The 20,350-nt window shown below is 43.1% G+C and carries 12 protein-coding genes; 11 read left to right on the top strand and 1 reads right to left on the bottom strand.

Going from position 1 to position 20,350, the window contains the following annotated elements; genetic code table 11:
- Nucleotides 1-420 precede the first annotated feature (420 nt).
- The 11 genes from CSV64_RS07470 (at nucleotide 421) to CSV64_RS16840 (ending at nucleotide 19,772) form a co-directional block, all read left to right on the top strand.
- Nucleotides 421-1,371 carry a nuclease-related domain-containing protein gene (locus CSV64_RS07470; RefSeq protein ID WP_158233019.1) on the top strand — a complete coding sequence of 317 codons (951 nt, stop codon included), beginning with the start codon at nucleotides 421-423 and terminating at the stop codon, nucleotides 1,369-1,371.
- Between the two features lie 1,070 nt (nucleotides 1,372-2,441).
- Nucleotides 2,442-3,707 carry a CAP and S-layer homology domain-containing protein gene (locus CSV64_RS07460; protein ID WP_099634119.1) on the top strand — a complete coding sequence of 422 codons (1,266 nt, stop codon included), beginning with the start codon at nucleotides 2,442-2,444 and terminating at the stop codon, nucleotides 3,705-3,707.
- An 89-nt stretch (nucleotides 3,708-3,796) separates the two neighbouring features.
- Nucleotides 3,797-4,984 (top strand): S41 family peptidase, encoded by a 1,188-nt coding sequence (locus CSV64_RS07455; protein ID WP_099634118.1) that lies wholly within the window; start codon nucleotides 3,797-3,799, stop codon nucleotides 4,982-4,984.
- Nucleotides 4,985-5,663: 679 nt separating this feature from the next.
- Nucleotides 5,664-6,956, top strand: a complete 1,293-nt coding sequence (locus CSV64_RS07450) for a nucleotide sugar dehydrogenase (RefSeq protein ID WP_099634117.1) — start codon at nucleotides 5,664-5,666, stop codon at nucleotides 6,954-6,956.
- Nucleotides 6,953-7,663 carry a WecB/TagA/CpsF family glycosyltransferase gene (locus CSV64_RS07445; protein WP_099634116.1) on the top strand — a complete coding sequence of 237 codons (711 nt, stop codon included), beginning with the start codon at nucleotides 6,953-6,955 and terminating at the stop codon, nucleotides 7,661-7,663. The genes CSV64_RS07450 and CSV64_RS07445 overlap by 4 nt, the downstream gene beginning before the upstream one ends.
- Before the next feature lie 505 nt (nucleotides 7,664-8,168).
- Nucleotides 8,169-10,991, top strand: coding sequence for an S-layer homology domain-containing protein (locus CSV64_RS07440; RefSeq protein ID WP_099634115.1), 2,823 nt, complete (start codon nucleotides 8,169-8,171; stop codon nucleotides 10,989-10,991).
- A 1,352-nt stretch (nucleotides 10,992-12,343) separates the two neighbouring features.
- Nucleotides 12,344-13,480 carry a M20/M25/M40 family metallo-hydrolase gene (locus CSV64_RS07435; RefSeq protein WP_099634114.1) on the top strand — a complete coding sequence of 379 codons (1,137 nt, stop codon included), beginning with the start codon at nucleotides 12,344-12,346 and terminating at the stop codon, nucleotides 13,478-13,480.
- A 383-nt stretch (nucleotides 13,481-13,863) separates the two neighbouring features.
- Nucleotides 13,864-14,115: a hypothetical protein gene (locus CSV64_RS07430; protein WP_099634113.1), complete on the top strand. Its 252-nt coding sequence runs from the start codon at nucleotides 13,864-13,866 to the stop codon at nucleotides 14,113-14,115.
- 73 nt (nucleotides 14,116-14,188) lie between these two features.
- Complete coding sequence (locus CSV64_RS07425; RefSeq protein ID WP_233190423.1) at nucleotides 14,189-17,560, top strand: DUF6359 domain-containing protein; 3,372 nt, start codon at nucleotides 14,189-14,191, stop codon at nucleotides 17,558-17,560.
- Between the two features lie 134 nt (nucleotides 17,561-17,694).
- The gene (locus tag CSV64_RS07420; RefSeq protein WP_099634112.1) at nucleotides 17,695-18,789 is read left to right on the top strand and encodes an S-layer homology domain-containing protein; all 1,095 of its coding nucleotides are present in this window, start codon (nucleotides 17,695-17,697) and stop codon (nucleotides 18,787-18,789) included.
- Between the two features lie 155 nt (nucleotides 18,790-18,944).
- On the top strand, nucleotides 18,945-19,772 hold the full coding sequence (locus CSV64_RS16840) for a hypothetical protein (RefSeq protein WP_099634111.1): 828 nt from the start codon (nucleotides 18,945-18,947) through the stop codon (nucleotides 19,770-19,772).
- 49 nt (nucleotides 19,773-19,821) lie between these two features.
- Here the strand turns inward: CSV64_RS16840 and CSV64_RS07410 are convergent, their stop codons facing one another.
- The gene (locus tag CSV64_RS07410) at nucleotides 19,822-20,292 is read right to left on the bottom strand and encodes a VanZ family protein (RefSeq protein WP_099634110.1); all 471 of its coding nucleotides are present in this window, start codon (nucleotides 20,290-20,292) and stop codon (nucleotides 19,822-19,824) included.
- Nucleotides 20,293-20,350: the final 58 nt, after the last annotated feature.

Raw genomic sequence — 20,350 nt, 5'->3', positions numbered from 1 at the left:
TTGAACTAAATCAAGCAAGGCGAAGCCGCCGCGCTCAAACATATCTTTAAACGCTCTATTTAAGATGTTATCCGCTCAATCCCCACGCCCGCTCGCTCTATATGGCCATCAATCCGCTCTATTAAAACGAACCAGCGCTCTATCAAGCCAATAAACCGCTCACAACCCCTAAAATCCACATGACTAAAGACATATTTTTAAACAAATACACACGGGAAACCCCCATTTAACCCCTGAGTTTTGAATTCTCTCCAACAAAACCACCCCAAAATCTAATTTCACCCCTAAAAATCTACTCAAAATCGAATTTATCCCAATACTTCCCAACAACTCACACTCTTGCTACAATGAATACACGCCCCACAATCCATAATAGGGAGGTGAAACAACATACTCTACAAAACGCGCACGATTCCCAAATTGATCATCGGTCAACAGGCGCTTCTCAAACGCTTACCTGTCAATCACGACAAGTACGAAAAAATCCGCACCGACTTCTACAACGGCAAAGCGGGCTTCGGAGGGGAGAGGGAATTCGACTATCAGTTACGAGATTTCATTCCGCCGTATCCGCACGCCATCCTCCACGACATTTTCCTGAAACACGAGCATGCCTATTTCCAAATCGATTCCATCTTGATTACCCCAAGTGTGATTATTCTGTTCGAAATTAAAAACATCGCAGGTAAATTACACATCAAACAAAACCCGACACAATTCATTCGCGAATCAATCAACGGGGAACGCACCGTTCTGAGAAGCCCGATCGAAGAAATGGAACGCAAAAAACACTACTTCGGCAGCTGGCTAAAAGCGCGCAACATCGACATCCCCCTCGTCGACTACATCGTCTTCGCCTACCAAAACGAACTCACCATTGAAAACACATCATCCCATCGGCTCGTATTCTCGTATGAAATCCCCAATCGTTTAAGGAATTTAGAAATGAAAGAAGATATTTTAAACGCCAATCAAATCAAGAAGTTAGCGAATGAACTCTTAAAGACACACCGCCACTACGATCCGTTTCCACTGATCGATAAATATGCACTTTCCATAAAAGATCTAGCAAGCGGTGTCACGTGCCCGAATTGCGAGCAATTAACGATGCTGTGGCGGACTAGAAGTTGGCAATGCCGTGCGTGCGGCCATATCGATCGCCACGCCCATCATGCCACGCTAGCGGAATGGTATTGCATTGGCGGCGCGCAACTCACGAATCGGCAATTCCGCCACTTTACCAACATTCACTCCCGCCACATAGCGAAACGAATGCTAGCCAACCCCTTCACAGAAATGACCGGTAAAAAGCGCAACGCCATCTACCAACTCTCTCCGAGACTTCTCCAAACAGAAAAGCTGAATTTGTAAAGCAATCAAACCAGCGCATAAGCTTTCCATGCGCTGGCTTCTTAATGAAAAACATTGTGCGTGCTCAATATTTTTCTCTATCCGCTCAATCTCCACGCTGATCCGCTCTATCCAACCCACTCAATGCTCTATCCACCCAAATAAACGCTCTATCCAGACAGAACTCCGCTCTATGAAGTCGAAAATCCGCTCATACCCATCGGCCAACCGCTCGTAAGGGGACCCTGCTCTCCTAAACTCCTGCACGCTCAATGTTTCCCGCTATCCGCTCAATCTCCACGCCGATCCGCTCTATCCAACCCACTCAATGCTCTATCCATCCAATCAAACGCTCTATCTAGATAGAACTCCGCTCTATGAAGTCGAAAATCCGCTCATACCCATCGGCCAACCGCTCATAAGGGGACCCTGCTCTCCTAAACTCCTGCACGCTCAATGTTTCCCGCTATCCGCTCAATCTTCACGTCGATCCGCTCTATCCAACCCACTCAATGCTCTATCCCCCCAATTAAACGCTCTATCTAGACAGAACTCCGCTCTATGAAGTCGAAAATCCGCTCATATGCATCGGCCAACCGCTCATAAGGGGACCCTGCTCTCCTAAATTCCAGCACGCTCAATGTTTCCCGCTATCCGCTCAATCTCCACGCCGATCCGCTCTATCCACCCCACTCAATGCTCTATCCATCCAATCAAACGCTCTATCAAGACAGAACTCCGCTCTATGAAGTCGAAAATCCGCTCATACCCTCGGCCACCCGCTCATAAGGGGACCCTGCTCTCCTAAACTCCTGCACGCTCAATGTTTCCCGCTATCCGCTCAATCTCCAAGCCGATCCGCTCTATCCAACCCACTCCCCGCTCTATCCACCCATTCAAACGCTCTATCAAGCTAGTAATCCGCTCTTTCCGGACAAATATCCGCTCATACCGACCAGCCAACCGCTCATAAACCAGCCTCACATCCACCCCCAATCGACAAAAAGCAAATTCATCTAACATATTTCACCAATACCCCTACCAAAACACCTGCCAAATCCCGTATACTTTAACAAAAGGAGGACGTTTATATGAGTCTAGTTAATAACAAAATATTATTCTTAAGTACTATAGCTACGACGGTCGCGGTATCTGCAACGGGAATCGCCAATCCTGCACCGGTGGAAGCCGCGAAGGCCGTGACTTTTAAAGACGTACCCGAGAAACATTATGCCTACGATGCTGTTACGTATATGGCGGCCAATGACATCATTAAAGGGTATGCCGACAATACATATCGTCTGAACAAACCGGTCACGCGAGCTCAGGCTGCCAAGATGATTGCGGTTTCCATTGGGGCGAAACCGAGCCATGCGTATAAAATGGATTTTAAGGATGTAACGAAAGACAATGGGTCGTATGATCATATCCGCGCGTTGACACAGAGAGGCTTGTTTAAGAACGCGGAGAAATTTAATCCGAATAAACCACTGACTCGCGGACAAATGGCGAAACTATTAGTCCTTGGCTATCACATCGTCACGGATGATAATGATTTCATTATTTTTGATGATGTCCATAAGAGCAGTGGGGCATATGAATACATTATTACGATTGCCGAGCTCAATATCACTACGACGCGTCCGGGTGGGAAGTTCAATCCGAATGATCCAGTCACGCGTGGCCAAATGGCGGCATTCTTGTACCGCACGATGCAATTTGATGAAAATCGCAAAAGTGGATTGATTACGTATGATAATCAAAAGAAGGGCTATGTCGATAAAGATAAAAATTTGATTAAGCCGAATCCTAATAATCAAAAACCGGCACCTGAAAAGCCAAAGCCAGTACCACCGAAGCCAGCACCTGAAAAGCCGAAACCAGTACCACCGAAGCCAACTCCGAAACCACCAGCAGCAAAACCTGAGCCGCCAAAGCCGACACCGGTACCGCCTAAACCAGAACCAGAGCAACCTTCGTTAGCGGCACAGGCGATTATTAATGTGAACGTCAAGCGGAAAAATGCGAAAGTTACGGATTTGCGAGCGGATCCAGCACTTAATCGAATGGCTAGTGCGCGAGCGGAAGATTTGGCGAAACTCGGGGAATTATCACATATTACGCCAACATACGGCACGCTTGTGGAGATGTTGGACCAATTTGATTATAAATGGACGGCGTATGGGGAAAACATTGGGGCGGGCTTTAATGACGCGATGGAAATCACCAATGCTTGGTTAGGGTCGCCTGCGCATAAGGAGAATCTCCTAAGTCCGGTATTTACGCATATGGGAGCAGGCACGGCACCCGATCCAGATGGTAAAATCTATTGGGTGACACTATATTCGAAAAAATAATTATAGTTAGCCGCTTAACCGCTGGTGTATAGGGTATAGTGAAAAGATACATACTTTTACCAACCCCACCGAATAAAGGAGGAAGCGCAATGAAACAAACCCTTATTGCAGTAGTAGCTATTTTCGCCTGGCTCTGCATAACACCCGTCACCGAAGCCGCGACTCTTGACGAAGTGAAAGAAATTGTCGATTTGTACTATTATGGCGACCAGCCTACTAATCTTCGCAGTGCGAGAAATGTCACCGAAGTCGTACGTCAGCTCGATGAATACTCGGTGTACATGACGCCAGCTGAATATAATGAGTATCTCAATCAATACGCAAGCGTCAAAGCACCCACGCAAGTCGCAGCTATCCCGGCGCCGTACAATCAAGATAATGTGAGTTCACATATGATGTACGGAAACGTCGGGTATGTGAAAATCAAGACGTTTTCAGCTCATTTACAAGAAGACGTCAACGCCCACTGGGGACGTTTGAAAGCGGCAGGAGCGGAGAGATTAATTCTCGACTTACGTTTTAATGGTGGCGGCTACGTAGACAGCGCCGAACAATTACTTGGCTTCTTCCCGAAAGTAAAAGAAGCGTACAAATTGCAAACGCGCATGGGTACACAATCAGGTAACGTCGTCCCAGCGAAAAATCAATTCCCAGTAGACACATACGTACTCGTCAACCGCTACTCAGCGTCCGCTTCTGAAATCGTGGCAGTTAGCCTCAAAGACCAAAGCGCAGCGAACGTAGTAGGGGAGACGACAAAAGGAAAAGGTAGCGTCCAGTCGTTATTCGAATTAGAAAACGGCGGCGCACTAAAACTTACAACCGGTCACTACACAGGACCTAAAGGAACGCCCGTACAACATAAAGGCGTCGAGCCGAATATCAAAATGAAATCAGGCACAGAGCATACAGGTATGCACAAACGTCTTGTCACATCAGACTTGGTTGCAAAAGGTTATAAGTTGACCAAAGGACCAACTGACGTACCGCAATCAAAAGTATTCAATGTAGAGTTCACGCAAAAAATGAACTTCGGTCCAGCGAAAAGTTTCAACAAGATGGAACTTGTGAAGTTCGGAAGCGTCTCAATACAAACGGCTAAAAAAGCTAGTGATGAGAAAACGATGACGATCCAGCCAGCTAGACCTATGGCGCTTGGGGCTGAGTATATGCTCGTTGTTCACCCGGGCATAGCAGGGGCTAACGGGTTGAATGTGGTGAAAGGGACGTATACACCTTATACCGTGCAAACGCGCGTACCGGCACGAGCTAAATAAATTGGTCGTAATGAATAGAAGTTGTTATACTGTATAGATAGAATAGATTTAAACCTTATGTACTTCTATTAGATGGAGTGACGGATAAGGCAACGTGGATCGACGCTGCAGGCGGACGCTTTCCCATGGGCTCGCGGTGAGCCAACCAGTTCGCTACGCTCTCTTTGGTTGTCTCACCTGATCGAGCTGATTCATCGGGAAGAGCCGTTACGAAGAACGGCTTTTGCGAGTGAAAGCGCAGCGTTAGGAGCACATCTTTGCACTCGCCGCCTTCCGCTTACGATCCACTGTGTATTCTTTTGGAGTTTTTGAGGAAGAGCGTAAATACTAGTGTACTCTATCATTTTTAAAGCAACTATTAAAATCCAGGGATGAAGAGATTCATCCTTTCTCTTTGAGTTTAAATGTATTGAGATCTTGAACTGAAGGCCTCGACACAAAGAAAAAAGGGGTAGCTTTGTGCCACCACACTGTAAGTAGGATCGGAACGAAAGGCGGCGACTCCCGCGGGAATAGCATGAGCCTTGAGACCCCGCAGGGAGCAAAGCGGACGAGGAGGGCTCAAGCCATGCCCGCAGGAAAGCGTCCGCCTGCAGTGCAGATCCAATACCCAATCCAAAGTCTACCCAGGCTTTTACTAACCACAACCTAAAACAAGAAAGCGAAGGTATCATACACTATGGAAAAGAAATTATGCGTAGTAGGCCTAGGTTACATCGGCCTCCCAACTGCCGTCATGTTTGCAAACAGCGGCCTGCAAGTACACGGCGTTGACCGTAACGAACGCGTCGTCAATCTGATCAACAACAAACAACTACATATAGAAGAAAACGGCCTGCAAGAGCGTTTGGAGAAAGCCGTAGACGCAGGACACTTCCAAGCATCGACTACACCAGTAGAAGCAGATGTCTACATCATCGCCGTCCCGTCACCGATCAACCCGGACAACACAGCGAACCTAGAATTCATCCGTGCGGCAACCGCATCGATCGTGCCGTTCGTCAAAAAAGGCGCACTCGTAATCTTGGAATCAACAGTCCCACCAAAGACTGTTGAAAACATTATGCTGCCTGAATTACGTAAAACAGATCTAATCATCGGTGAAGAATTATTCGTTTCTCACTCACCGGAACGCGTCATTCCAGGTAAGATTTTCGAAGAACTAGTCAACAACGACCGTATCGTTGGCGGTATCAATGCGAAATCAGCGGAAATGACGAAAGATCTTTACGAAGTGTTCGTCAAAGGAACGATCCATCTAACGGATGCTACTACAGCGGAACTCGTTAAAGTAATGGAAAACACGTACCGTGATGTCAACATTGCATTCGCGAATGAACTTGCAAAAATCGCAGAAGGTATCGACGTGGATATTTGGGAAGCAATTAAGTTTGCAAACTTCCACCCACGCGTCAATATCCATACACCAGGCCCAGGAGTCGGCGGTCACTGTATCGCAGTCGATCCATGGTTCTTAGTAGAGCTAGCACCTGAAAAAGCGGACATCATCAAAAAAGCACGTCTAACAAACGATGGTATGCCAATGTATACGGCGAAGCGCGCACAGCGCTTGCTACAGGAATACAATATCGAAAACGGTAAAGTGGCGGTTCTTGGTCTTGCTTTCAAAGGGAACGTCGACGACATGCGTGAAAGCCCATCAACGAAAGTGATTGATTCACTGCTAGAACTTGGTCTAGACGTCGTATCATTTGATCCGCATATCAAGGAATTACAACATTCGACGCAAGTTGCTACGCTTGAAGAAGCAATCGGTACAGCTGATCTTCTTCTATTAACTACAGACCATGACCAATTCAAGGAATTGAATCCAGCAGAGTTGCAGACGAAGCAGCCGAGACCGATCATGTTGGATACGAAAAATGCTCTCCAAGCAGATAAATGGGAACAAGCGGAATATCGCTTCTTCAAATTAGGAGATGGCAAAAAAGAGGGGCAGCTATACAAATGAAAGAAGAAATACTAGGCGTCTCCGTCAACACCGAGAACTACGATGAACTCATTCCAAAAGTCTTCGAGAATATCGAAGCAGGAAAGAAATCACTCATCGTGGCGATCAATCCGGAAAAGCTCATGAAAGCAAAAGAAGATCCAGAGCTGAAAGCATTGCTTAACCGAGCGGAATTTCAAATTCCGGATGGCATTGGCGTAATTCTCGCATCTAAGCTAAAAAAAGGTCAGATCCGATCTCGTGTTACAGGAATCGACATGATGGACCGCGTCGTACAGGAAGCCGCTGCACGCGGAAAACGTATTTTCCTCTACGGCGCGAAACCTGGAGTGGCTGAAGAAGCAGCGGCGAAATTACAAGTGATGCATCCGAATATTCAAATCGCCGGTGTCCAGCACGGTTATGAAAAAGATGTCCAAGTTGTAATCGACACGATTAATGAAGCGAAACCAGATATCTTATTCGTTGCAATGGGTTCACCGAAGCAAGAGCAGTGGATTGAACAACACCGCGATCAGCTACATCCGATAGTATTCCAAGGAGTAGGCGGATCATTCGATGTGCTAGCAGGGAATATTAAAAGAGCACCGGCAGTATTCCAAAAAGCAGGTGCTGAGTGGCTATATCGATTGTTGCTTGAACCAAGTCGGATCAAGCGTCAGATGAACTTGCCGAAGTTTTTGGTTGAGGTATATAAGAAGAAGTAAGAACCGGATTAGGTGTTTTTCACTCTAAGTGGGGGATGAATCGGGAGGATAGGTTTTCCCCTCCCGTTCCTCTTACATATTCACTACCCTAGCTATATTACTATCTTGTAATCTAGTTAAGTTAATGATAGAATCACACTTGTAAGAATAATTTCCTCATTGTATATAGCACAATATGTGCAAAGCGTTACGGTTGGTTGACCGCAAACAAAAAAGCTTGAACAGTTCCCATCTGTTCGAGCTTTTTTGTTTGTTTAAAAACATATGTATTGCTAAATAACTATATCGAGCAATACATAAAAAGATATTAATATTTCTATAGACTATTTATCCGATAGAATATGAGTCGAATTACTTGGAAAAACTCACTATTAGACTATCATGTGTACTAATATTTAATTGACTTTCAGCTTGTTCTTATCTATACTTTAATATGTAATGCCTACTACTTTCATACATAGGTAGTAACTGGCAAAAACAGAATCATCAAGGAGGAAATTATTTAATGGCTAACCAACCAACGAAATATCGCAAGTTTGTAGTAGGGGCTGCTTCAGCTGCACTAGTAGCATCAGCAGTAGCACCAGTTGCATTCGCGGCTGAATTTACAGATGTAAAAGACAACAACTCACACAAGGCGGCAATCGACGCACTTTCTGACGCTGGTGTAATCTCAGGATATCCAGACGGAACGTTCCAACCGAACAAAACTCTTACACGTTCTGACGTTGCAAAGTTAATGGGTAAATGGTTGATCGCACAAGGATATAAAGTGCCAACTGATTACAAAACTAACCCACGTTTCACAGATTTAACTTCTAAATCTAATGATGAGCTTCTACAAATGGCTGCAATAGTAAAAGACAACGGCGTATTCAACGGTAACGATGGTAAGCTTTTACCAGCTGACAACATTACTCGTGAAAACATGGCTGTTGTATTAGTGCGTGCTTTAAACACACTAAATGACTTCGACCTAGTTGCTTATGTAAAAGAGCAAGACTGGAAAAAGGATGTTACAGATCTTAATAAAGCAAAAGCTGAAGCACGTCCGGCTATTGACGTATTAGACTTCTTCGATATCACAAACCCAGCTGCACCAGTATTCAACCCAAAAAATACAACAACTCGTGGACAGTTCGCATCATTCCTTTACAAGGCAGCAGAAACGAACTATGACGAAGTGAAAGCTGAAGATATTAAAGTTGCATCTGCAAAGGCAACAGATTCTAAAACAATCACAGTTACATTTAACAACGCTGTGAAGGACACTTCAAAAGCTAACGTTGAATTGCTTCGCGGGACGTTCAAGCAAAATGCTACAGTTAAATGGGCTGACGATAAGAAATCTGTAACTTTAGAAGTTCCTGGACAACTTCAGACTGCAGATTACACAGTGAACATCACTGGCTTAACTGAAAAACCACTTACTAACACAGTTAAAGTAGAAGCACAAAAAGTTGATTCTATCGAAATCTTGGATGATTTGGCAGTACTAAGTGCTGATGGCAAAAAAGCTACAGTATCATTCATCGTAAAAGATCAATATGGTGTAGATGTCACTACAAACTCTAATTTCAAGGTCACTACTGGGGATACTGATAATCAGAAGATTGTAGGAAATACAGTAGAAATTACAAACGGAACATCTGAAATTAAAGCGGATTCAAAAGTTCCAGTAGTACTAATTCATCAAGCAACAGGCGTTACAGCAACTAAAGTTGTAACTGTTTCTAAAGCATCAGCAGTAATGGAAATTGGTGTTAAAGGAATCTATGATGAAAAAGGTAATACAGTAACGTTGAATGAAGATACAACAGGTAAACAATACCTAGTGCTTAACTTGGTTGACCAATACGGAAAGAAAGTTACAGATGCAAAAGCTGTTGAAAAAATGATCGTAACTAATACTAATTCAAGCGTATTAACACTAGCAGCGAAGCCTGAAATCAAGAAAATCGGTAACGCTAACGAAGCAGTTGTAGAAATCTCTGACATTAAGAAAGCTGGCGCTACAAAAGCTATCCTAATTTCTTCTGCAAATGGAGCTACAGCTAACTTCGATATCGCAGTTGCTGAAACTACACGCACAGACGCTGTTGCATTATCAAACCCTGAAAATGCAATCCTTGGTGAAGACGTTCTACTTCCACTATCTGTACAAGATAAAGAAGGAAAACAAATCACGGATCTAAAAGTATTGAAAGCTGCAGTTAAAGGAATCAGCGTTACAAATGGTGAAGTTGTTGTTAAAGACGGCAAAACATTCGTAAAAGCAGATACTGTAAACAAAAAAGCAGGAGACTACGTAACGGTACTAGTTATCTCTTCTACTAATAAAACTGCTTCAGTTAACGTGAAATTGGAAGCTGCTGCAGTACCGACAATCATTACTGGCGTTAAATCTCCACTAGTGGTTAAAGGAACTAAAACTGTAACAGCATCTGATTTAATCGTTAAAGATCAGTATGGCCGTGACCTTGCAGCTGCAAAAGTTGGAGATTTCACAGTTGAGCAAGTGAATACAAACTCAGATATCCTTTCAGTAAGCGGCAAAGACATTACTGGTAAGAAAAACGGATCTGACAAAGTAAAAATCCAATTAGCTGGTAAGCCAGATTCAGCAATTGAAGTATCTGTTCAAGTAACTGACGGTAAAGAGTTCAAATCTTATGAAGTAAAAGAATTAGGACTTCTTGATGTTAAAGCTGAAAAAGCAAACCCATTAGCAATTTCCGGTGTACTTGCAGATGGCGGTAAAGTAGCACTTAATGCTAATGATTACAAAGCAACTACAAACATTTCTGGAGTAAAAGTTGTAGATGGCAAATTAAGTGTTGCAGCTAAAGATCTTGAAGCTGTATTTACAGTTGACGGTAAAAAAGTTTCTGAGCGTGATGTTAAAGTGACATTCACAATCAACAACGACGGTTCAACAGTAGAACAGACGTACAAGATTTCTAATGCAGCTCCAGTAGTAAAAGACTTCTTCTTCACTTCAGAACAATCTAATGTAGAAGTGGCGAAAGAAATCACTATGCCTGTAGATGCAAAAGGTACTTTCACTATTGCAACTGCAATGCAAAATGACAAGGTTATCCAAGTGGTAACAACTGATCAGTTCGGAGCGAAAGTTCTTAAAGCGACTCCTGATACAGCTAAGGTAACAATCGTACCTGCAAACGCTTCTGAAGTGAACATCACAAATAACGGTACGTATGCAGCTCAAGCACAATTGGCTGATAATGTATCTAAAGCTGAGTTAACTGTAAAAGTTAATATCGGTGGAATTACTAAAGAAGTAAAAGTAAACTTGACTCCTCAATAAAACTAAACGAAACGTTACTATATAAGCTAGTGTACTAGCGAAATTAGTGGAATTTGACCTCATAGACTATACTTTAATTAGTTTTTGTTCTATGAGGTCATTATTCTAACTGTTATGTTCCAATTATTCGGTGAAGTTCCGATTCTTGCCAAACAGTCTATATGCAAGTGCCTAATCCTCCTGGGTCCAGTGATGCGCTGAATTCGCAAAAGGGACTAAGTCAGGTGAAGTCGTACTCAGTCGAACTGAGGCGGGGCTCTTTAAAAGGCAACTACGGTCAGGAAGACGAATCCGTGTAGGCAGGGTGAGGTAGTGGGTGTCGCGAAATTAAGCTAGGGGTTCGGCACTCATCCTATGATCTGAAATGGTAATAGGAGATTAGTATAATTGACTGTTAAACTAGTCTTTCTCACGCCTGGATAGTGGAGACCTACGGTTGTCAAAACAAGGGATGGACGTAACGGAACGTTTGAAGTCTTGTCGGAAGAGGTGTTTCAGCACCGAAGATGCCGGTAAGATGGCAGCGGGTTCATAGTAGTGTCGATCGTCAGCCGTTTGGACTTGCATGGTAACATGTGAGGAGGATAAAACTGGCGGGAGCGAAGGAACCTAGTCAGTGGTAGTTATTCTAATAAGCTTATTTCCCCAAATCTAAGCTTTGTAAATGCAATAGAGCCCAATCAGTATTTTCTGATTGGGCTTTACTGTTACATAATTTATAGGCATATACGCATTAATTGTCTATTCCGGGTAGGGTACACGATGAAACAGTCAATAAATTAGAGTGTCAAAACTGCTGACACACTCGGTATACGATCAAAATCTCCTTACAGCATTATTGGTCGCGGGAGTCGGGAAAAGCGATGTGCTACTAAAATCGATACTTTTTCTACTAAAGTAAAGACTTTATTAAAGAATCAGCCTTCTGATCGTTCACACGGTTAGAAGGCTGATTGATATTATCAAACATAAAACACAAAAGTAAGCGCTACCATAGGCGGTATTATCTACTTTGATAATAAAAAGTAAAAGTAGCACATTAACTCGTTACTTTGCTCATGTTTTCTTCGGGTATCGAAAGAATCAATTTCGAATTAAAACAAACAATTCTTTATATTGTTATTGTAAATAAATATGGATGTACTATACTTGTTTTGGGGAAGTAAGATAATATTGGAAATAAACTGACGGCACGCCGTATGCGATCAAAGTCGCTTGTGCGGTGTAGGCCCTATCGAAAGCCGCTTGAAGCGGTATAAGACGGGAATAGCGAGGAAGCAAATGCAATAAAGAACTTCATTAAAGCGTTTAATGTAAACTCAGCATTCGCTGATACGGAAGCGCTTACAAAAATGGGTCCTAGAGTAACGGGGACACAAGCAGAGAAAGACGCATTTAAAATGATTGCTGACCGTCTAAATGAATACGGTTACAAAGTAGAACGACAAGAGTTTGACCTACCTGAAAAGAAAGAATCGGTGTTTACACTTGGGGATAGCCTGATTGCGAGTGCAGTAGCGAATAATTCCGTAGCGACAGACGCTAACGGTGTGACGGCACCTCTATACTTTGCGGAGTTTGGAGAAGAATCCGATTTCAAACCAGAAGCAGTAGGTAAAATCGCGTTGATCGCAAGAGGTGGAGGCGTAACGTTCCAAGATAAAGTGAATCGTGCGCAAAATGCTGGTGCTGTAGGTGTAATTATTTATGACAACGCAGAAAAAGAAACACCATTGAGTTATTCTGCAACATCTACCATTCCGGCAATTGGGATTACAAAAGCACAAGGTGAAGCGCTGAAGGAGAATTCTACTGACAATGTGAATATCAAGGTCAATGTGTTAGGAAAAGAGACTTCAGAAAATATCATTGCGACGAAATATCCGGCTAACGGTAGTAAAAACAGCGAAATAGTTTATATTTCAGCGCATGTTGACAGCGTCCCGGGTGCGCCAGGAGCGAATGACAATGCGGCAGGTACAGCGGCGGCGCTCGAGTTGGCACGCGTGTTAAAGGATCAGCCGTTAGACAAGGAACTTCGTATTGCATTTGTCGGTGCTGAAGAGATTGGTCTGGTGGGTGCAAGAGTATATGCACAATCACTAAGTGCTGGAGATGTCTCTCGTAGTATTGCAAACTTCAATATGGATATGGTGGCGACAGCATGGGAACCTGCAACAGCTATCTATACGAATACGGTAGATGGTAAACCGAACTTGGTTACGGAATCAGCAAACAAAGTAGCTAAAATTATTGGTACGCCATCAGAGCTTGTGTTGTTCAAACGTGGATCTTCGGACCATGTGGCATTCCACGAAGTTGATATTGCGGCAGCAAACTTTATCAGAAGAGAGCCTGGAACACACAACTTGGAGCCGTACTATCATAATGAGACTGATGTGATGGAACACGTGAGTAAGGATCGACTAAAAGAAATGATCGATTTAGTTGGTGGAGCAGTTTATAGCGTAGTTAGACAGCAGAAGTAAATTGGTTTTATAGGTAGGTTTAGAAGAAGTCTTCTAGTCGTGCATGAACGATTGGGAGACTTCTTTATATTCGAGATTACTTGTACAATCCGTGAAACAGTCTATTCTTTACGATAGTCAGTAGTTAGGAACTATCTTTAGCATGGGTATGCCTTTCTGGAATTTCTTTATATACGTTTAGGTTGAGTTCTGAGTAAACTAAATAGTCAATTATTATCATTGCTTGTTTCCAATCTATTGTAATAGAGTAAGGATAGGGGAAATAAAGTGTAGAAAACTGCCGCTGATGGCACGCCGTATGCGATCAAAGTCGCTTGTACGGTGTAGACCTGTATGAAAGCTGCGAGTATGCAGTATAAGGCAGGAATAGCAAAGATCAAACGGTGAATGGAAGCGCGTTTTCAGGTACGGAAAGTACTCCGAAAGTGTATCCAGGTAATGTAACGGTTTCTGTCACGGATATGGATAGCTTGGAAAATGCTATTGTAGGGGGGGATCTCATTCTAACCGGTACTGCTGGAGAGTCACTATCATTCTCCAACATTCAGGTCGGAGGCAATCTAGATGTATCAAATCTGGATGGAGATTTGTTTAATTTTGACGGTGTAGATGTCAAAGGCGATACCATTTTGTAAGTACCAAACAAAGCCTTCTGTATTTCAGAAGGCTTTATCTATCTACCTAACTAATGAAATCGAGGTGTGGTAATTGAAAGGTAAAAAAGTATTGCGTATGAGCCTGATGTTTTTCTTGGTGTTTAGCTTGGTCTTGCCGACGACTCCAATGGTACAAGCTGCGACCGGAGCAACAATCGCTGTAAAATCGGGAACGATCACAGTTGAAGAGGCGCGAGCGAATAATGAAGGAACTGCGACCGTCTCTGGATATATTGTAGGGTTTGTTGTATCTGCGACAAATGTTGTACCAGTTGCAACGGGAGATACGAACATAGCCATTGCAAGTAAAGCGGGTGAAACGGACGTTACGAAGATGTTGTTTGTTCAGCTTCCAACTAATTTACGCAGTGAATGGGGCTTGCAAACAAATCCTGATTTAGTAGGACAGCAAGTTCTTGTAACAGGTAATTTGAAAGCGTACTTCACCAGTCCTGGATTAAAAGATACATCTGCCATCACTTTCGCAGATGCCCAACCAGAACCGGAACCAGTGGAAGTCATTAGTATTGCAGCTGCTCGTGCTAAGTCGATCGGCGAAACGGTTTCAGTGAAAGGAACAGTTACTGCTCGACTGAAAAACTCCATCACGATTCAAGATGGCGAGGCAGGTGTCACGCTACGTCCTACTAGCTTAGATGCGCAAATAGGCGATAAAGTAACAGTTGTCGGGAAAGTGGCTGAATATAAAAACTTACTGCAGATTGACGGAGCACAGCTAGTGGAGAAGACCGCAGGCGCAGTACCGGAAGCAAAAGTACTCACAGGTGACGCTGTTGGAGAAGCGGTAGAATCTCAATTGGTCACAGTGAATAATCTTACGCTTTCCGATAAAGAAGCGGGACCAGGCTGGGCGAACTTTGCTGCAACAGACGGTAAGGGAGACTTGCTCGTTCGGGACGAAAACGACGACTTAGGCTTAGAAGCAGGGATGACTTATGACTCGGTGACAGGTATCGTTCAGCAATTTGAAGATAGCTATCAGCTCATCCCACGGGATGAGCTCGATATCGTAGCAGATGTTACGGTAGTGAGACCAGTCGGAGCGAGTCCCGGTAGTGGAACATTTGTAGAAAACGTAGAAGTGTCGTTGAAAACGAGAGAGTCGGATGCAACGATCTACTACACGTTGGATGGATCAGCACCCACAATTGATTCGAAGAAATATACAGGGCCATTCCAATTAACGAAAGATACACAACTACAAACGATGGCAGTAACACGTGATGGCCGTACGAGTGTAGTTCAAGTGTATGATTATACGATTACAGATGCATTACGCATCCATGATATTCAAGGCGAAGGCCATGAGTCTCCGCTTAATGGAAGTGCGGTCGAGGGAATCGAAGGAATTGTAACCTATAAATTTGTATTGTCGGGTTCTACGTATTATCACATCCAAACGCCAGACAACGAGCGTGACGGCAATTTGAAAACGTCGGAAGCAATTGTGTTGTATAGCGGGCGTGACGCGTGGAATTTAAAGACGGGTGATTTAGTCGAAGTAGATGGACAAGTAAGTGAGTATGCGATTGACGGATATGCCGATCGTCAGCAAACAGATTTGAAAACTACACAGATAAACGTACGTGAAGATCAGGGCGGTAAAGTACGTGTGGTAAAGAAAAATGTGGAACTCCCTGAACCGTTTGTAATTGATGAAAGCAATTTACCAACAGATGCCGTACTAAGTGAAGGTCTAAAAGAATTTGATATTGAAACATATGCAGGGGATTTCTGGGAAAGCCGTGAAGCAATGCGTGTCGAAGTGGGCAATGTAAAGTCCGTAGGCCCCCAACAACACGGTGACCTAACGACTGTCCTAGAAAGTCGTAAAACCGAAACGAAAAGCGGTGGCGTTCTTTTAAAGAAAGATCAACCGAATGCAGATTTGATTCAATTCCGTTTAGAACCGAACGATGAAGCGAGAAACTTCGAAGTGGCGACAGGTGATAAATTCAAAGGGCCGATCGTCGGAGTAGTAGGCTATTCATTCCAGAACTACAAGATTTACGTAGATTATGGAGAAATGAAAAAGAAATTTGTTAAAGGATATGCGGTTCTTGAGACGACTACGATTGTGAAGAATAACAAAAAGCTGACAATCGCTTCGTACAACTTGGAAAACTTCTCGAACAACAAGAGCACGACATCTAATGATAAAACACAAAAACTAGCACGTGCATTTGCGAAGGATATGCATAGCCCCGACATTATAGGGGTAACAGAAGTGCAAGATAACAACGGTCCGGATGCTGGCGGTCCTGAAGCGAATGAAAGTTATGAGCGCTTGATCGATGCGATTGTTACAGCGGGAGGCGTTCAGTACGAGTATGTCAACATCGATCCCGTTAATAATCAAGACGGTGGACAGCCGAATGCGAATATTCGCGTAGGCTTTTTGTACAACCCTGAACGGGTGAAACTTAAAGATGCTCCACATAGTGATGCGATGACGGCGCTAGGATATAAAGATAATGGATTAACGATGAATCCGGGTAGAATTGATCCGTCGAATCCTGCATTTACTAGTAGCCGTAAACCTATAGCAGCGGAATTCACGTTTAATGGAGATGACGTCATTGTCATTGGAAACCACTGGAATTCAAAAGGGGGAGATACACCGATCTTCGGTGCGATTCAGCCACCTGTCTTAAAGAGTGAAATTCAACGTAAACAAATTGCGCACATCATCTATGATTTCATCGCAGATGTGAAAGAAAAGAATCCGCATGCAAATATTGTTTCACTTGGTGACTTTAACGACTTCCAGTTTGCGGATGCACTCAAGATTCACGAAGGAGAACTGATGACGAATCTGGTCAATAAAGTACCGGAAGACGATCGGTATTCTTATGTATACCAAGGAAACTCCCAAGTACTAGATCACATATTGGTTTCGAATAATATGGTGGAAGAGGCAGAAGTGGATATGCTCCACGTAAATGCGGACTATACCGATATGGCGGGTCGTGCAAGTGATCATGATCCAGTGATGGTACAAGTCGCATTAGTCAGTTCGTCACCAAAAGTAGAGAAATTCTATAACTTCAAATCATTTAAGACGAATAAGCTGATCATTAATAAGACAAGCGTCGATGTACAGTTGGACGGCCAATCCGTTATCCGTGAAGTTATTTTGTTTACGGGTAGTTATGCGAAGTTCCAAGGAGAAGGATTTAAGAATGTGACTGTGCATGTAAAACCAGCTCAGGCAGAAGCTATTATCGACTTTGCAGGTACGCATGTGAAGAAAGTAATCATAGATGGAAAGAACGTGAAAGAAATTCGTGGTGCTGAAAACGTTCAAGAAATTGAGTATATGAATGGTGCTTCCGCTGAAACAGTGAAAATAGTGAAAAAGAAAGAGGAACCCGTTGCGGTTTCTCTTTCTTTTTTTATGTAACTACGGTGGTTCTGAATTCTCAGTACGTAAACCCTCGAAGCCAGACAAATAACACTTGTCCATTACAAGAAATACACTATACTAATAGTAGTTGGCATAGTTTCAACGTATCAAAAATATAGGGGGTAGAAAAGATGAAGAAAACTACAAAAGCATCACACAAATTGTTTAAAGCGACATTAGCGACAACAATGGCAGCAGGAGCATTTGTTGCAGCGGTCCCTATGGAAACAAGTGCAGCGGTAACGTTCACGGATGTAAAACCTGGCGTGCACTATTATTTACCGGTATTGGAACTAGCAGATCGTAAAGTGGTAAAAGGGTATAATGACGGTACATATCGTCCGAATGCTTCAGTAACAAGAGCACAAGCTTCTAAGATTTTAGCTCACGTATTGGACTTGGATACGGTAAATGTTAAAGATCCAGGCTTCGCAGATGTGAAGAAGTCTAGCGAATACTATGGTCCAATTGCGGCGCTTGCTCAAGGTGGATACATCCAAGGTTACACAGAAAACGGTGTGAAGACATTCAAGCCGAATGATAACTTGAGACGCTCACAGATGGCGAAAATTCTTACATTAGGTTTCGCATTGGATCAAAGTCCATTAGCTGCAAATCGTTTTAAAGATGTAAAGCCAACTGACGCATATGCGGGCTATGTAGCGGCGCTATTGGATCTGGATATTACAACTGGTACAACGCCTACTACATTCTCTCCGAACGGATTAGTAACAAGAGGACAAATGGCAACATTCGTCGTACGTACAGAAGTAGCGTTGAAAGATGAAAATGCACCTGTAGAAAGAGCTGGAGACAAGTTGTTGCAAAGCACGATCCAAGCGGAGCTGTCAAAAGTAAATACATCTACAGACGCGGTGTATATTGCGCTAAGAGAGAAAACGTTCAACGTAACTGTTAAGAACCCAGCAAGCACATTTGGAGAATTTGGTGAAGCAGTGAAGCCAGTATTTAACTCTATGAAGGAGGATGCAGTTGTTAATAATGCAACGGTATCGGTTATGTTTGGTGGGAAAGAAATTAAGGTAGAAGCTAAGAACATTGATAACAGCTTGGACTTCGATACAGTGTTCAATAAAGTATTGGCTAAGACAGGTTTAACACGCAATGCAGCGTTAAACATCTTACAAGGTCAGACAGTCAAGTTGACAGTAGATGGCGCAATTAAATCTCAACCATTCAACAGCACATACGAATTTAAATTCTAAAGTGAAGCACCTTTTAAAATAGTAATAGTCTCCTTGAAGTTTTAGGAGGCTATTACTATTTTGTCTGTAGTATGCTAACCACTTGGTAACCTGCTATCAACCGCACTATGAATCTGTTAAAATAAAATGAATAGGAAGAAGCAAGGGAGGTCCACATGAATAAAGAACTTAAAGTTTTCCTCATCACGTCATTATCCATTATCGTTTTAGGCGGTATCTATATTGTGTATCATTTCCAATTCAAAGAGTTTGAGGCGGCAGATAAAATAGGAAATCAGACTGTAGAAAGCCCGTCTGACACTACACAGCCCGATGAAAGTGAACTTCTTATTGAAGGAGAAGCACCAAAAGGCGATAAGAAAAATGGACAACCATCAGAAGGTGCATCTGATACTAATAGTGGAAACGCAGAAGATGAGCGAGGGACGGATAGATCATCGTCAACAGGTACAAATGGAGGAACAACAACTTCAGGTTCCAACACGACAGAGGATGGTACAGGTGCCACGGGAAGTAATTCATCATCAAACAGCCAACCGAATGATGGAAAGCAGTCTTCTTCAGGAAACCAAACAACCTCAACGGGTGACACTACGAGCGATAAATCCGTAACAGGAAAAACAGATAAGAAACAATCCGTAGCACAGATTAAAAGTAAATATCAACCAACTGTCAATAACCTACAAAGTGAAGTGGATGGCGAGCTTAACTCACTAATCAATAGTGCGAAAAAAGAGTACAGCACGAAAATAGCGAATGGTGAAAGTGTGGATTACGGTTATTTCTATAATAAGTACATGTCATCTATAGCGGGACTAGAAGCGCAGACGGATGCTGAATTTAATGGCATCATGAGCTCGCTTGAAAGGGATTTGCAGGCCAATGGCCATAACAAATCGAGTTCTCAAAGCATGCGCGATGAATACGAAGCACAAAAGAACGCACGTCGTAATAGTATGCAGAGCGAAATCATGGGGAACTAAATAGAAAAAACGACTAGTTTAAAGGAGTTCCTTTTAAACTAGTCGTTTTTCATTTTTTTGAACGAGGCCATATGATGAGTTGCAAAACAAGCAAGAACGTCAGTGCACCCGACATATCCAGTAGGACGTCGCGAAAAGTGGCGGTCCGTCCTCCTGTGAAATATTGATGGGTTTCATCTATGCATGCAAGTAGTAAAGTAGAAGCGCTTGCAATGACGAGTCTAGGTAGACGGGAAGGTAGGGATAAGAAAATACCAACCGCGAGTAGACCAAACAATATAAAATGTGCAGCTTTACGTAGTAGAAATTCTACAAAATGATAATATCCACGTTCTCCTACGGAAATGGTGGTATTCCAGTACGGGATGGACAAGGCGGATAGTGCGGTTTCAAATGGCTTGTTGGGTAATACGTTTTCTAACGTAGGAATCAAGGATTGTTGTTCATATGTTTGACTAGAAGAAATAAATAAACTGCCGATAATACATAGAACGATAATAAGAGCGGAGACTTTTTTCATATAGCTATTATATCATAATAAAACAAGAAGCTTAGATTTAATTGGAAATTCGATATTT

This window comes from Sporosarcina sp. P32b, from assembly GCF_002743335.1.
Classification (GTDB): domain Bacteria; phylum Bacillota; class Bacilli; order Bacillales_A; family Planococcaceae; genus Sporosarcina.
Note: the sequence above shows the minus strand (reverse complement) of the source record. Positions and strands in the feature narration are given on the sequence as shown.

What these genes read in the sequence shown, in the direction of transcription:
- CSV64_RS07455 (WP_099634118.1), top strand. Translation starts at nt 3,797, where the DNA reads ATGAAACAAACCCTTATTGCAGTAGTAGCTATTTTCGCCTGGCTCTGC.
- CSV64_RS07440 (WP_099634115.1), top strand. Translation starts at nt 8,169, where the DNA reads ATGGCTAACCAACCAACGAAATATCGCAAGTTTGTAGTAGGGGCTGCT.
- CSV64_RS07410 (WP_099634110.1), bottom strand. Translation starts at nt 20,292, where the DNA reads ATGAAAAAAGTCTCCGCTCTTATTATCGTTCTATGTATTATCGGCAGT.
- CSV64_RS07420 (WP_099634112.1), top strand. Translation starts at nt 17,695, where the DNA reads ATGAAGAAAACTACAAAAGCATCACACAAATTGTTTAAAGCGACATTA.
- CSV64_RS07460 (WP_099634119.1), top strand. Translation starts at nt 2,442, where the DNA reads ATGAGTCTAGTTAATAACAAAATATTATTCTTAAGTACTATAGCTACG.
- CSV64_RS07450 (WP_099634117.1), top strand. Translation starts at nt 5,664, where the DNA reads ATGGAAAAGAAATTATGCGTAGTAGGCCTAGGTTACATCGGCCTCCCA.
- CSV64_RS07435 (WP_099634114.1), top strand. Translation starts at nt 12,344, where the DNA reads ATGGGTCCTAGAGTAACGGGGACACAAGCAGAGAAAGACGCATTTAAA.
- CSV64_RS07445 (WP_099634116.1), top strand. Translation starts at nt 6,953, where the DNA reads ATGAAAGAAGAAATACTAGGCGTCTCCGTCAACACCGAGAACTACGAT.
- CSV64_RS16840 (WP_099634111.1), top strand. Translation starts at nt 18,945, where the DNA reads ATGAATAAAGAACTTAAAGTTTTCCTCATCACGTCATTATCCATTATC.